Origin of the sequence: Burkholderia mayonis, assembly GCF_001523745.2 — a bacterium.
GTDB classification, from domain to species: domain Bacteria; phylum Pseudomonadota; class Gammaproteobacteria; order Burkholderiales; family Burkholderiaceae; genus Burkholderia; species Burkholderia mayonis.
In genome coordinates this window covers 297,387-311,206 of record NZ_CP013386.1, presented here as the reverse complement: position 1 = coordinate 311,206, position 13,820 = coordinate 297,387, and the positions used below count along the sequence as shown (strand labels likewise).

General features: G+C 66.8%; 8 protein-coding genes. 7 read left to right on the top strand and 1 reads right to left on the bottom strand.

Going from position 1 to position 13,820, the window contains the following annotated elements; genetic code table 11:
• Window positions 1–37 precede the first annotated feature (37 nt).
• A complete protein-coding gene (locus WS70_RS01560; RefSeq protein ID WP_059597542.1) occupies window positions 38–3,619 on the top strand; it encodes an indolepyruvate ferredoxin oxidoreductase family protein in 3,582 nt (1,193 codons plus the stop codon).
• 308 nt (window positions 3,620–3,927) lie between these two features.
• Here the strand turns inward: WS70_RS01560 and WS70_RS01555 are convergent, their stop codons facing one another.
• Window positions 3,928–6,198, bottom strand: coding sequence for an NADP-dependent malic enzyme (locus WS70_RS01555; protein WP_059471416.1), 2,271 nt, complete (start codon window positions 6,196–6,198; stop codon window positions 3,928–3,930).
• 529 nt (window positions 6,199–6,727) lie between these two features.
• Between WS70_RS01555 and WS70_RS01545 the strand changes: the two genes are divergently transcribed.
• The 6 genes from WS70_RS01545 (at window position 6,728) to WS70_RS01515 (ending at window position 13,818) form a co-directional block, all read left to right on the top strand.
• Complete coding sequence (locus tag WS70_RS01545; RefSeq protein ID WP_059471417.1) at window positions 6,728–7,414, top strand: orotate phosphoribosyltransferase; 687 nt, start codon at window positions 6,728–6,730, stop codon at window positions 7,412–7,414.
• Window positions 7,415–8,105: 691 nt separating this feature from the next.
• Entirely contained in the window at window positions 8,106–8,702 is a 597-nt protein-coding gene (locus WS70_RS01540; RefSeq protein WP_059471418.1) for a YbhB/YbcL family Raf kinase inhibitor-like protein, read from the top strand.
• A gap of 198 nt (window positions 8,703–8,900) precedes the next feature.
• A complete protein-coding gene (locus tag WS70_RS01535) occupies window positions 8,901–9,470 on the top strand; it encodes a flavodoxin family protein (RefSeq protein WP_059471419.1) in 570 nt (189 codons plus the stop codon).
• Window positions 9,471–9,641: 171 nt separating this feature from the next.
• Window positions 9,642–10,586 carry an N-acetyl-gamma-glutamyl-phosphate reductase gene (gene argC / locus WS70_RS01530; RefSeq protein ID WP_059597574.1) on the top strand — a complete coding sequence of 315 codons (945 nt, stop codon included), beginning with the start codon at window positions 9,642–9,644 and terminating at the stop codon, window positions 10,584–10,586.
• Window positions 10,587–11,061: 475 nt separating this feature from the next.
• Window positions 11,062–12,435 carry a DUF2957 domain-containing protein gene (locus WS70_RS01520; protein WP_059597543.1) on the top strand — a complete coding sequence of 458 codons (1,374 nt, stop codon included), beginning with the start codon at window positions 11,062–11,064 and terminating at the stop codon, window positions 12,433–12,435.
• Window positions 12,436–12,561: 126 nt separating this feature from the next.
• On the top strand, window positions 12,562–13,818 hold the full coding sequence (locus WS70_RS01515) for a DUF2957 domain-containing protein (protein WP_059471421.1): 1,257 nt from the start codon (window positions 12,562–12,564) through the stop codon (window positions 13,816–13,818).
• The last annotated feature ends 2 nt before the right edge of the window (window positions 13,819–13,820 follow it).

Here is a 13,820-nt window from a genome sequence, read left to right as displayed (position 1 = left end):
AGTTTTGGCGATCCCGAACCGGGTGAGGAGACACCGCATGAACGCCCCGCTAGACGCAGGCCAGCGCGCATCGCTCGAAGCCGCGCTGCAATCCGTCACGCTAGACGACAAATACACGCTCGAACGCGGCCGCGCGTACATGAGCGGCATCCAGGCGCTCGTGCGCCTGCCGATGCTTCAGCAGGAGCGCGATCGCGCCGCAGGTCTGAATACCGCCGGCTTCATTTCCGGCTACCGGGGCTCGCCGCTCGGCGGGCTCGATCTGTCGCTGTGGAAGGCGAAACAGCACCTCGCCGCGCATCGGATCGTGTTCCAGCCCGGCCTCAACGAAGACCTCGCGGCGACGGCCGTCTGGGGTTCCCAGCAAGTCAATCTATATCCGGGCGCGAAGCATGACGGCGTGTTCGCGATGTGGTACGGCAAGGGCCCGGGCGTCGACCGCACGGGCGACGTGTTCAAGCACGCGAACTCGGCCGGCTCGGCGCCGCACGGCGGCGTGCTCGTGCTCGCGGGCGACGATCACGCGGCGAAGTCGTCGACGCTCGCGCATCAGTCGGAGCACATCTTCAAGGCATGCGGGCTGCCCGTGCTGTTCCCGTCGAACGTGCAGGAATATCTCGATTTCGGTCTGCACGGCTGGGCGATGAGCCGCTACTCTGGCCTGTGGGTCGCGCTGAAGTGCGTGACGGACGTCGTCGAATCGTCGGCTTCCGTCGACATCGATCCGCATCGCACCGAAATCGTGCTGCCGTCCGACTTCATCATGCCCGACGGCGGCCTGAACATCCGCTGGCCCGATCCGCCGCTCGTGCAGGAAGCGCGCCTGCTCGACTACAAGTGGTACGCGGCGCTCGCATACGTGCGCGCGAACAAGCTCGACCGCATCGAGATCGATTCCCCCAACGCGCGCTTCGGCATCGTCACGGGCGGCAAGGCGTACCTCGACGTGCGCCAGGCGCTCGTCGATCTCGGTCTCGACGACGAAACCTGCGCGCGGATCGGCATTCGTCTCTACAAGGTCGGCTGCGTGTGGCCGCTCGAGGCGCAAGGCGCACAAGCGTTCGCGCGCGGGCTCGACGAGATCCTCGTCGTCGAGGAAAAGCGCCAGATTCTCGAATACGCGATCAAGGAAGAGTTGTACAACTGGCCGGACGGCCAGCGACCGCGCGTCTTCGGCAAATTCGACGAGAAGGACGGCGCGGGCGGCGAATGGTCGGTGCCGATGGGCAACTGGCTGCTGCCCGCGCACTACGAGCTGTCGCCCGCGATCATCGCGAAGGCGATCGCGACGCGGCTCGATAAGTTCGAACTGCCGTCCGACGTGCGCGCGCGGATCGCCGCGCGGATCGCGGTGATCAACGCGAAGGAAACCGCGCTCGCGAAGCCGCACGTGACGATCGAGCGCAAGCCGTGGTTCTGCTCCGGCTGCCCGCACAACACGTCGACGAACGTGCCCGACGGCTCGCGCGCGATCGCGGGCATCGGCTGCCACTACATGACGGTCTGGATGGACCGCAGCACGAGCACGTTCAGCCAGATGGGCGGCGAAGGCGTGCCGTGGATCGGCCAGGCGCCGTTCACCGACGAAAAACACGTGTTCGCGAACCTCGGCGACGGCACCTACTTCCACTCGGGCCTCCTCGCGATTCGCGCGGCGATCGCGTCGAAGGCGAACATCACGTACAAGATTCTCTACAACGACGCGGTCGCGATGACGGGCGGGCAGCCCGTCGACGGGGTGCTGACGGTGCCGCAGATCACGCACCAGCTCGCGTCGGAAGGCGCGAAGAGGATCGTGATCGTCACCGACGAGCCGCAGAAATACGACGGCCACACGTCGCTGCTCGCGCCGGGCGTGACGATCCATCATCGCGATCGGTTCGACGACGTCCAGCGCGCGCTGCGCGAGATCGAAGGCACGACGATCCTGATCTACGACCAGACCTGCGCGACCGAGAAGCGCCGCCGCCGCAAGCGCGGCGCGTATCCGGATCCGGCAAAGCGCGTCGTGATCAACGAGGCGGTCTGCGAAGGCTGCGGCGACTGCTCGGTGCAGTCGAACTGCCTGTCGGTCGAGCCGCTCGAGACCGAATTCGGCACGAAGCGGCAGATCAACCAGTCGACCTGCAACAAGGATTTCTCGTGCGTGAAGGGCTTCTGCCCGAGCTTCGTGACCATCGAAGGCGGCAAGCTGCGCAAGCCGAAGGCCGCGTCGGCCGACGCGCGCGCGCTGCCGCCGATCCCCGAGCCGGCGCTGCCCGCGATCGACCGCGCGTACGGCGTGCTCGTCACAGGCGTCGGCGGCACCGGCGTCGTGACGATCGGCGCGCTGCTCGGAATGGCCGCGCACCTCGAAAGCAAAGGCGTGACGGTGCTCGACGTGACGGGCCTCGCGCAAAAGGGCGGCGCGGTGATGAGCCACGTGCAGATCTCGTACGCGCCCGCCGACATCCACGCGACCCGCATCGCGATGGGCGAAGCCGATCTCGTGATCGGCTGCGACGCGATCGTCACGGCGGGCGACGAATGCACGTCGCGGATGCGTCACGGCGTGACGCGCGTCGTCGTCAACAGCGCGAAGACGCCGACCGCCGAGTTCATCAAGAATCCGAAGTGGTCGTTCCCGGGCGCGAGCGCCGAGCTCGACATCCGCGCGGCGGCGGGCGATGCGGTCGATCTCGTCGACGCGAGCCGCTTCGCGGTCGCGCTGCTGGGCGACGCGATCTACACGAATCCGTTCGTGCTCGGCTACGCGTGGCAGCGCGGCTGGCTGCCGCTCACGCACGCGTCGCTCGTGCGCGCGATCGAGCTGAACGGCGTGCAGGTCGAGCAGAATCGCGCGGCGTTCGAATGGGGCCGTCGCGCGGCCTTCGATCCGGCGAGCGTGCGCGCCGGGGCGGCGGGCGGTGTGCAAGCGGGCGCGACGGTGATCTCGCTGCATACGAAGAAGGCGATCGACGCGCTGATCGCGACGCGCGTCGAGCACCTGAGCGCGTATCAGAACGCCGCGTACGCGGCGCGCTTCTCGGCCGCCGTCCACAAAGTGCGCGAAGCCGAGCGCACGCTCGGCGCCGACACCGCGCAGGAGCCGCTCACCGAGGCGGTCGTGCGCAATCTCTACAAGCTGATGGCGTACAAGGACGAATACGAGGTCGCGCGGCTGCAGTCCGATCCTGCGTTCGCCGCGAAGCTCGCCGAGCAGTTCGAAGGCGACTGGAAGCTCAGGTTCCACCTCGCGCCGCCGCTCTTCGCTAAGAAGGATGCGCGCGGCCGCCTCGTCAAGCGGCAATACGGACCGTGGATGATGCCGGCGTTTCGCGTGCTCGCGAAGCTGAAGTTCTTGCGCGGCACCGCGCTCGACGTGTTCGGCCGCACCGACGAACGGCGCACCGAGCGCGCACTGATCGGCGAATACGAGGCGCTCGTGCACGAGTTGCTCGACGGCCGGCTCACGCGCGACACACTGCCGCTCGCGATCGAGCTCGCGAGCCTGCCGGACGGCATCCGCGGCTATGGGCACGTGAAGGAGAACAACCTGCACGCGGTGCGCGGAAAGTGGGAGCGGTTACTCGCGCAGTGGCGCTCGCCGGAGGGCGGCCAGACGCGAAACGTCGCGTAGCGCGGCGGCCCGCGATCCGCCGCGCCGGCGACGGCGCAAACCGCGCGGACGACGACGCGACGACGCGACGCCGGACCCGCCGCCGGCGCACGCGGGCATCGGCGTTCACCGCCGGGCGAACATGCGATGCTCGTCGCTCGACAACGGCGCGACGGCGGGCGCGACAAATCCGGCGCCCGCAAATCGCGTGCTTCGCACGCCGCGCATGCGCCAATGAAAAAAGCGGCCACCCGACCGGGCGACCGCCTTTCGTCTCGTCCCGACGCCGCATGCCGGGAAGGCTTGCCGCGTCCGCATCCGTCCGCGCGTTACTTCACCTGAACGTTCGCCGCGGCGACGGCCGTCATGTTGATGATCCGACGCACGGTCGCGGCCGGCGTCAGGATGTGCACCGGCTTGCTCGCGCCGAGCAGGAACGGGCCCACCGTCACGCCTTCGCCGCCGACCATCTTCAGCAGGTTGTACGCGATGTTCGCCGCCTCGACGTTCGGCATGATCAGCAGGTTCGCCTCGCCCGACAGCGTCGTGCCGGGGAACGCGGCCTTGCGGACCACTTCGGAGAGCGCCGCGTCGCCGTGCATTTCGCCGTCGACTTCGAGGTGCGGCGCACGCTCGACGATCAGCTTGCACGCTTCGGCCATCCGGCGCGACGACGCCGACGGCGCGCTGCCGAAGTTCGAGTTCGACAAGAGCGCCGCCTTCGGCGTGATGCCGAAGCGCTCGATCTCGGCCGCGGCCTGGATCGTCATGTCGGCGAGCTGCTCGGCGCTCGGCTCTTCGTTCACGTACGTGTCGCACATGAACAGGTTGCGGCCCGGCAGCATCAGCAGGTTCATCGCCGCGAAGTGCTCGGCGCCCGACGCGCGGCCGAGCACCTGCTCGATGAACTTCAGGTGGCTGTGATACGTGTCGATCATCCCGCAGATCATGCCGTCGGCGTCGCCGAGGTGCACGAGCATCGCGCCGATCAACGTGTTGAACTTGCGCAGCGCGGCCTTCGCGACTTCGGGCGTCACGCCGTCGCGCGCGCCGATCTCGTGGTACGCCTGCCAGCATTGCTGGTAGCGCGGATCGTCCTCCGGATTGACGATCTCGAAATCGACGCCGCCCGTGAGCTTCGAGCCGATCTTCTTGAGACGCATCTCGACGACGGACGGACGGCCGACGATGATCGGCTTCGCGATCTTTTCCTGCAGCACGAACTGCGCGGCGCGCAACACGCGCTCGTCCTCGCCCTCGGCGAACACGATGCGCGCGGTCTTCGTCTTCGCGGTCGCGAACACGGGACGCATCACCATGCCGGTGCGGTAGACGGTCGCGCCGAGCTGCTCGCGGTACGCATCCATGTCGGCGATCGGGCGCGTCGCGACGCCCGATTCCATCGCGGCCTGCGCGACGGCGGGCGCGATCTTGATGATGAGGCGCGGATCGAACGGCTTCGGAATCAGGTATTCCGGGCCGAATTCGAGCGAGTGGCCTTCATACGCCTTCGCGACTTCCTCGCTCTGGTCGGTTTCCTGCGCGAGCTCGGCGATCGCGCGCACGCACGCGAGCTTCATCTCTTCGGTGATCGTCGTCGCGCCGACGTCGAGCGCGCCGCGGAAGATGAACGGGAAGCACAGGACGTTGTTGACCTGGTTCGGGTAGTCGGAGCGGCCCGTCGCGACGATCGCGTCCGGGCGCACCGCCTTCGCGTCTTCCGGGCGGATTTCCGGCTCCGGGTTCGCGAGCGCGAGGATGAGCGGCTGGTCCGCCATCGTCTTCACCATATCCTGCTTCAGCACGCCCGCGCTCGAGCAGCCGAGGAACACGTCCGCGCCCTGGATCGCGTCGGCGAGCGTGCGCGCGCCGGTCGTCGCCGCGTAGCGCTGCTTCGACGGATCGAGGCTGCCGCGCCCCTCGTAGATCACGCCCTTCGAATCGGCGACGAGCACGTTCGCCTTGTCGAGGCCGAGCTTCACGAGCAGGTCGAGACACGCGATCGCCGCCGCGCCCGCGCCCGAGCAGACGAGCTTCACGCTCGACAGATTCTTGCCGACCACCTTCAGGCCGTTCAGGATCGCCGCCGACGCGATGATCGCGGTGCCGTGCTGATCATCATGGAAGACGGGGATCTTCATCCGCTCGCGCAGCTTCTGTTCGATGTAGAAGCACTCGGGCGCCTTGATGTCCTCGAGGTTGATGCCGCCGAGCGTCGGCTCGAGCATTGCGATCGCCTCGACGAGCTTGTCCGGATCGGACTCGGCGAGTTCGATGTCGAACACGTCGATGCCCGCGAACTTCTTGAACAGGCACCCCTTGCCCTCCATCACCGGCTTCGCGGCCAGCGGGCCGATGTTGCCGAGGCCGAGCACCGCGGTGCCGTTCGTCACGACGCCGACGAGATTGCCGCGCGACGTGTATTTCTGCGCGTCGAGCGGATCGGCGTAGATCGCATCGCACGCCGCGGCGACCCCCGGCGAATATGCGAGCGACAGATCGAGCTGGTTCGACAGCGGCTTGGTCGGCGTGACCGAAATCTTGCCGGGTTTCGGATTCTGGTGATAGGCGAGAGCGGCCTGCTTCAGTTGTTCGTCCATGATTGACCTGCGAGAGACTGACGTAATTATCTAAAGACTCAGTACCGAGCACCGGGAGCCGCGGATGCGGGAATCGAAGGGATGGTCGACTGTGGCGGCCGTCGCGAGCCGGATCGGCGCGACATGTAACCTTGGCGGGTGGCAAGCGGAAAGTACAAAGCACCGAGCAAATACTGAGGGTCGCCTAGTGTACACCGCGTGCAGGCCCGTCAGTTGCTGCGCCGCGGCAGCCCGTTGCTTCGGCGTGCTTCCTTTCAATGCCGCAAGCAAGCGGCAAATCCGCCTGTCCGGACGCTCGCGCGACGCCCGCAGCCACCATCCGGCCGCCGAAAATCTGCCGCCCGGGCGGCGTCGCGCGGCTCGAAAAGCGCTCAAATCGGGTAAAATAACGGGCTACGCGCGCAGCGATGCGGCTCGACGCCGGCGGTCACGCCCACGTCGGCCCGCAGCCCGGCCCTCACGGCCGGAATCACGCGAGCTGCGCCACCGGGCCGCGCCCGCCCCTCGCTCACCATCAAGGAACGCCCCCATGACAGGCTTCGATCGTCAGACGATCTCCGACACGACCGCCAAAATCCTGCTCGAAGTGCAAGCGGTGCACTTCAACGCCGACAAACCCTTCATCTTTACGTCCGGATGGGCGAGCCCCGTCTACATCGACTGCCGCAAACTGATCTCGTTTCCGCGCGTGCGCCGCGGCCTGATGGAAATGGCGGAAGCGACGATCCTGCGCGACGTCGGCTTCGAGCAGATCGACGCGGTGGCGGGCGGCGAAACCGCCGGCATCCCGTTCGCCGCATGGATCGCCGACCGGATGATGCTGCCGATGCAGTACGTGCGCAAGAAGCCGAAGGGTTTCGGCCGCAACGCGCAGATCGAGGGCCACCTGGAAGAAGGTTCGCGCGTGCTGCTCGTCGAGGACCTGACGACCGACAGCCGCAGCAAGATCAACTTCATCAACGCGCTGCGCACGGCGGGCGCGACGGTAAACCACTGCTTCGTGCTGTTCCACTACGACATCTTCAAGGAAAGCGTATCGGTCCTGAAGGACATCGACGTCGACCTGCACGCGCTTGCGACGTGGTGGGACGTGCTGCGCGTCGCGAAGGCGTCGGGCTACTTCGAAACGAAGACGCTCGACGAAGTCGAGAAATTCCTGCACTCGCCGGCCGAATGGTCGGCCGCGCACGGCGGTGCGACGGGCGCGCAGGCGTAACGCGAGCCCGCTTCGCCAGCGAGAAGTCCGCGCTGCGCAAAGAACCGCCTGCCGTCGATGACGGCGGGCGGTTTTTTTATGCGCGCGCTCGCGGCCGGCGCGATCTTTCGGTCAGGCGTGCCGCGTCGTGACGCGTTTCTCGCCGTGTGGCGCGTCGGTTCAGCGCTCGTCCGCGGCCTTTACTTGGCCGCACGGCGCGCCGCCCGCGATCGCCTGCCGCGTGCCGACCGTTTCGTCACCCCGCAATCCGCGTTACGCCTGCTGCGGGCTGGCGGCATCTCCATCTTGTCGCACGTCGCCGCCTCGCCCCCGCCTCGTCCCGCCTCGTCCCGCCTCGCACCTGACCGCACCGCCGACCGCGCCTCTCGAATGCTCGTCCGGTCGTGCGTCACCGGCTCCCGATGCCGGGCTGCCCCCACTGCCACCCGTTTTTTGTCGCGCCGCCGCCGCGTTTCGAGCCGCCGTTGCACGTCACTTCCGTATCGCGATGCATGCACCCCGCGCCGTCCCGGCGGCAACAACCGCCCCGCAGCCGGAACCAGCGGCAGACGCCGTCGCACGAAGTTGACGAGACTGCCGCCGCCATGCGTCCCCTAATGCTAGACTTGGCCTCATATTCGGGTTCGAGCATCACATCTCGACAACGATCAGCGCCGGGTCGCCCCGGCACAAGTGACGGGAGAAGGGCCATATGCGTGTGGGTCGCCGAGTCGTTCCGCCTGGTTCGCCCCGTCGTCTGCTTTCGCTCGCCCTCGCCTGCGTCGCCCTTTTCGATCTGCTCGCCGGTTCGCGCGCGCTCGCCGAAGACGCGTTCACGCTGACGAGCGACGACCTGCGCCCCGGCGGGCGCGTCGGCGCGGTGCTCGTATTCAATCAAGGCGACTGCAAGGGCGGCAACCGCTCGCCGCAACTCGCCTGGCGCCACCCGCCGCCCGGCACGAAGGGCTTCGCCGTCACGATGTTCGATCCCGACGCGCCCGGCCGCGGCTGGTGGCACTGGGCCGTCGCCGGCATCCCGGCGAACGTGTCGAGCCTGCCCGCCGACGCGAGCGCGTCCGGCTATCTGCGCAAGCTCGGCGCGACCGAGGCGCGCAACGATTTCGGCGTCGACGGCTATGGCGGCCCGTGTCCGCCGCCCGGCAAGCCGCACCGCTACGTGATCACCGTCTACGCGCTGAAAGCGACCGACTTGCGCGTCGCGACGGGCCGCCCCGCACAGATGTTCGACCATGAGATCGGCACCGAGACGATCGGCTCCGCGCAACTCGTCGTCACATACGGCCGCTAGTCTCCGACGAGGTGCGGCGCGCTCGCGATTCGCTCCATCCGGGAAATTCAGTCGCACGCGACAGCGGTCGTACGCGTCATTTCGCACCGCTACACTCTTTTCGCCTGCCGTCCGCACGCGTCGCCGCGGGCAGCCATCGTCCGCCGCGCGGCCCGTCCGGGACGCGCGGCTTCGTCGTCTCATCTTGGAGAAACGGGAATGTCGAACATCGTCATCGTCTATCACAGCGGCTACGGCCACACGAAAAAGCTCGCCGAATCCGTGCTCGCGGGCGCGCAGGACGCGGGCGCGAACGCGCGGCTCGTCGCCGTCGGCGATCTCGACGACGCCGGCTGGGCCGCGCTCGACGCCGCCGACGCGATCGTCTTCGGCGCGCCGACCTACATGGGCGGCCCGTCGGCCGACTTCAAGAAGTTCGCCGATGCGACGTCGAAAGCGTGGTTCGGCCAGAAATGGAAGGACAAGATCGCGGCGGGCTTCACGAACTCCGCGTCGATGAACGGCGACAAGTTCTCGACGATCCAGTATTTCGTCACGCTCGCGATGCAGCACGGGATGGTGTGGGTCGGCACGGGCCTGCTGCCCGCGAACACGAAGGCGTCGACCCGCAACGACATCAACTACGCGGGCGGCTTCACCGGCCTCCTCGCGCAATCGCCGTCGGACGCGTCGCCCGCCGAAGCGCCCGCGAGCGGCGATCTCGAGACCGCGAAGGCGTTCGGCGCGCGCGTCGCGGCCGCGACCGCCCGCTGGCTCGCCGGCCAGTGATCCGCGCGTGATCCGCCCTTGATTCGCCCTTGATTCGCCAAGGGGCCGAATCACTTGCGCCGCCCGGCCGGTTTTTTTCGGCCGGGCCGGTTACGATGCCGCGCATCACGTCTTAAAATGGCGTTTTTCACGGCGGCGACGCGCCGCCCGCCCCGATCCAGCGAGAGCGAGATGAGCACGAAAGTTTTTGTCGACGGCCAGGAAGGCACGACCGGTCTGAAGATCTTCGAATATCTGTCCGCGCGCAGCGACGTCGAAATCCTGCGCATCGACGAAGCGAAGCGCAAGGACGTCGACGAGCGCCGCCGCCTCATCAACGCGTCGGACGTCACGTTCCTGTGCCTGCCCGACGCCGCGTCGCGCGAATCGGCGACGTTCGCCGAGAACCCCGACACAACGCTGATCGACGCGAGCACCGCGTTCCGCACGAGCGCCGACTGGGCGTACGGCCTCCCCGAGCTGAACCGCGCGCAGCGCGAGCGCATCCGCGCCGCGAAGCGCATCGCGGTGCCGGGCTGCCACGCATCGGCGTTCGTGCTCGCGATGCGCCCGCTCGTCGACGCGGGCGTCGTCGCGCCGGATTTCGCCGCGCACAGCTACTCGATCACGGGCTACAGCGGCGGCGGCAAGAAGATGATCGCCGATTACGAAGCGGGCGGCGCGAAGCTCGCGAGCCCGCGTCCGTACGCGCTCGGCCTCGCGCACAAGCATCTGCCGGAGATGGCCGCGCACACGGGCCTCGCGAGCGCGCCGATCTTCACGCCGATCGTCGGGCCGTTCTACAAGGGCCTCGCCGTCACCACGTACTTCACGCCGAGCCAACTCGCAAAACGCGTGACGCCGCAGGACGTTCAGCGCGTGCTCGCCGAGCACTATGCGGGCGAGGCGTTCGTGCGCGTCGCGCCGTTCGACGCGGCCGAGAACCTCGACGAAGGCTTCTTCGACGTGCAGGCCTGCAACGACACGAATCGCGTCGACCTCTTCGTGTTCGGCACGGCGGAGCGCTTCGTCACGGTCGCGCGGCTCGACAACCTCGGCAAGGGCGCGTCAGGCGCCGCGATCCAGTGCATGAACCTCAACGTCGGCGCGGCCGAGGACACGGGGCTCAAGCGCTGAACGACACATTGCTTGCGGCACAAGACAAGCCGGCCCGAGAGGCCGGCTTTTTATTGCATCGAATGAGAATTGAAAATTATTCAAATAACGCCACGGCATTGACAGATATTTACAAACTTTCATTTCCATCCAAAAACAAATCTTGAAAACTACAAAGCCGTAATGACTATCCCGGATAGGGATTCACCCGATGCACGTGCTGAAAATGCTTGATCCAACACCACCCGACACAAAAAAAACCCTGTAAAAACAAGGGCCACCACATTCCACCGGACGAATTTCAAACCTTCATCTCGTTTTAATTTCCTCGCTTCCGCCTCTTGCTTCGCCATCCCGAATACAACGGAATGTTTAAATTGTCTTATTTAGACGATTCCATCAATTGACAGCTGAAAACGACGCAGCCAAATTAGCCCACACAATTAAACACATTGGAGACAGAGGCATGTCGGACGCCTTTTCAAAAGGGGTGGCAATGGCCATAGCCCTCGCCCCTTTGTTCGCCGCCTGCAGTGGAGGGGGCGGCGGCACTCCGGCTCCCATCGACGTTACACAATGCTCCGGCGCGAGCTGCGGCGTCCAGGGACCGCCGAGCTCGGCCGCGGGCAATACGTCGCTTTGCCCCGCCAGTGCGGACATCGGCAGCAGCACGTATCTCGGCGGCGCAGGCAGCGGTGAAATCGTGAGCCTGAACATCAACGCGGCAACGATGACGTACACGCTCAAGTGGCTCGAGTCGCCGATTCCGCTCGCGACCGGGACGGTCACGCCGACGCGCGCCGGCACGACGATCACGGGCAGCGTCGCGCACCCGCCCGCCGGCACGCTGCCGACCGCCGAGCAGACGCGCTGCGCGTTCGTGCTGCTGCCGGGCAGCGGCACGTCGCCCGCGACGAACTCAACCTACTCGACCGCAGCGGACTTCAACCAGGCGAACCCGCCGATGATCCTCGTCGGCTTCGGCGTCGCGGGCGGCGGCATCCCGGGCGCGACGGTTCAGTACAGCGGCCTCACGATCATCCCGGGCGTGCTGCAGAACATCGGCCAGGTGCCGCAGCGTCACTTCGACTTCTATCCGTTCCTCGCCTTCTCGAACACGACGGCCGATCTCACGAAGCTGCCTGGCACGTACAACGCGCTCCTCTATCACCTCGTGCCGTCGGGCAACTACGCGACGAAGGGGATCAATTCGAGCGAGACATTCGATTCGAACGGCGCGTGCACGTCGACGAGCACGTCGGGCTGCATGACGACGGGCAACCCGTGGACGTCGAGCGGCAGCGGCTACTTCAACAGCACGCAGGCGCCGCAGGTCCTGCCGCAAACGCAATTGCCGCTCATCGGCGCGACGGGCAAGTCGGCGGTCGCGCACATGGTGCTCGGCCAGTTGAACGGCGCGACCGTGCCCGTCGTCGTGCGCACGGGCAACGTGAACCTCGGCACGCCGCCGCTGCACACCGACGCGCAGGTCGACGACGAGTCCGGCATCGCGGTGCTCGGGCCGGCAACGGCGCTCGCGCTGGGCAGCATCGACGGCGGCTATGCAGGCGCGGACTCGAACTTCAAGTACACGGCGACGGTGGTCAAGGGGACGACGGCCACGTTCGTCAATCCGAGCACGCAACAGGCGGAAACCGGCCTCAACCTCGACTACGGTCAGTCGACGCCGGGCCTCCTCGGCGTCACGACGACCGATACGTCGGCGCCGGGCTTCGTGATCGCGAACGGCGGACTGTTCGCGGCGCTGATCCAGGGCACCGTCAACGGCGGGATCACGCAGAGCTCGGCGATCGCAGGACAGACGCCGTCCGCGCCGTACTTCGGCGTCGGCGCGCAGGTCAGCAAGTAACGAGACCCGAACGCACGATCCGGCGCGACGCATCGCGCCGGATCGTGCCGCAGCGGGCGAAATCGAGAGCGGCCGACAGGGAGCTGGCCGCCGGATAAAGACAATTCTGGAGTTTGGAGGAGCAACATGAAGCAGCGGAATCTCATTTTGGCGATGGCCTGCGCCGCGCCCTTCATTTCGGCGTGCAGCGGCGGCAGTAGCGGCAGCGATTCGCAGCCGCTCGTCGAAACGGCACTCTGCCCGTCGACGGTCGACTACAGCACGGTCTACACGGGCGGCGGCGGCGACGGCGAACTCGTCAAACTGCAGATCGACACGACGAAACTCACCTGGCAGATCACCTACGTCGCGTCGCCGATTCCGCAAACGACGGGCACCGCCGCGCCGTCGCGCGCCGGCACGACCCAAAACGGCACGCTCACGCAGGAAACCTTGCTGCCGACGCAAAAGCTCAACAACTGCGCATACCGCCTGAACGGCGCGAGCCTCGATCCGAACCGGCCGGCGCGCATTTTCCTCGGCATGGGCATCGTAGGCGGCACGATTCCCGGCGCGGAGCTTCAGTACGGCGGCCTGCTCGGCCAGGGCGCGATTCCCGACACCAAGTTCCCGTACTATCCGTTCATCGCATTCTCAACGCTCGAAACCAACATCGCCAAGCTCGCCGGCACGTATAGCCAGCTCGGCTACGGTCAGGTGGCGTCGCAAAGCTTCGCGCCCGTAACGATCGACGCGAAGGTGACGATCAACCCAGACGGCACCTGGATCCGCTGCGACTCGACGGGCATCTATGCCGGCACTTGCCGCCAGCCCGGCACGAACCTCGTGCAATCGCCGAACGGCACCGGCGCGTTCGAGACCGATCACTTCCAGAGCCAGCTGAAGCCGACGCTCTCGACGGTCCCGCAAGCGAAGGGCTTCCTCATCGTCGGCAAGGTGAACAACCAGCTCGTACCGGTCATGATCCGCACGGGCGTCGCCAATCCGAACCCGACGCCCGACGCGAACGGCGTGCCGGGCCTCACCGCCGACGACGAATCGAGCATCTCGCTCCTCGCGCCGCAGACGGCGATCAACGTCGGCTTCGTCAACGGCGAATACATCGGTGTCGACAGCCAGTTCGACTACCGTTCGACGGTGCTCGTCGACAAGCAGGCGACGCTTCTCGATCCGTTCAATCCGTCGCAAGCATCGCTCGCCACCGCGCTCAATCTCGACTACACGCAGACGGTGCCGGGCACGATCACGTCGACGCACGTCGGCGCGAGCAGTTCGACGCCGACCGGCAAGTTCATCTTCACCGGCGCGGGCGGGGCATTTGGCTTCCTCGATATGTCGAACTCGTCGTCGCCGTATTTCACGGTCGGCGCCTTCGTGCAATAAGC

What these genes read in the sequence shown, in the direction of transcription:
- WS70_RS01560 (WP_059597542.1), top strand. Translation starts at nt 38, where the DNA reads ATGAACGCCCCGCTAGACGCAGGCCAGCGCGCATCGCTCGAAGCCGCG.
- WS70_RS01555 (WP_059471416.1), bottom strand. Translation starts at nt 6,198, where the DNA reads ATGGACGAACAACTGAAGCAGGCCGCTCTCGCCTATCACCAGAATCCG.
- WS70_RS01545 (WP_059471417.1), top strand. Translation starts at nt 6,728, where the DNA reads ATGACAGGCTTCGATCGTCAGACGATCTCCGACACGACCGCCAAAATC.
- WS70_RS01540 (WP_059471418.1), top strand. Translation starts at nt 8,106, where the DNA reads ATGCGTGTGGGTCGCCGAGTCGTTCCGCCTGGTTCGCCCCGTCGTCTG.
- WS70_RS01535 (WP_059471419.1), top strand. Translation starts at nt 8,901, where the DNA reads ATGTCGAACATCGTCATCGTCTATCACAGCGGCTACGGCCACACGAAA.
- argC (WP_059597574.1), top strand. Translation starts at nt 9,642, where the DNA reads ATGAGCACGAAAGTTTTTGTCGACGGCCAGGAAGGCACGACCGGTCTG.
- WS70_RS01520 (WP_059597543.1), top strand. Translation starts at nt 11,062, where the DNA reads ATGGCCATAGCCCTCGCCCCTTTGTTCGCCGCCTGCAGTGGAGGGGGC.
- WS70_RS01515 (WP_059471421.1), top strand. Translation starts at nt 12,562, where the DNA reads ATGAAGCAGCGGAATCTCATTTTGGCGATGGCCTGCGCCGCGCCCTTC.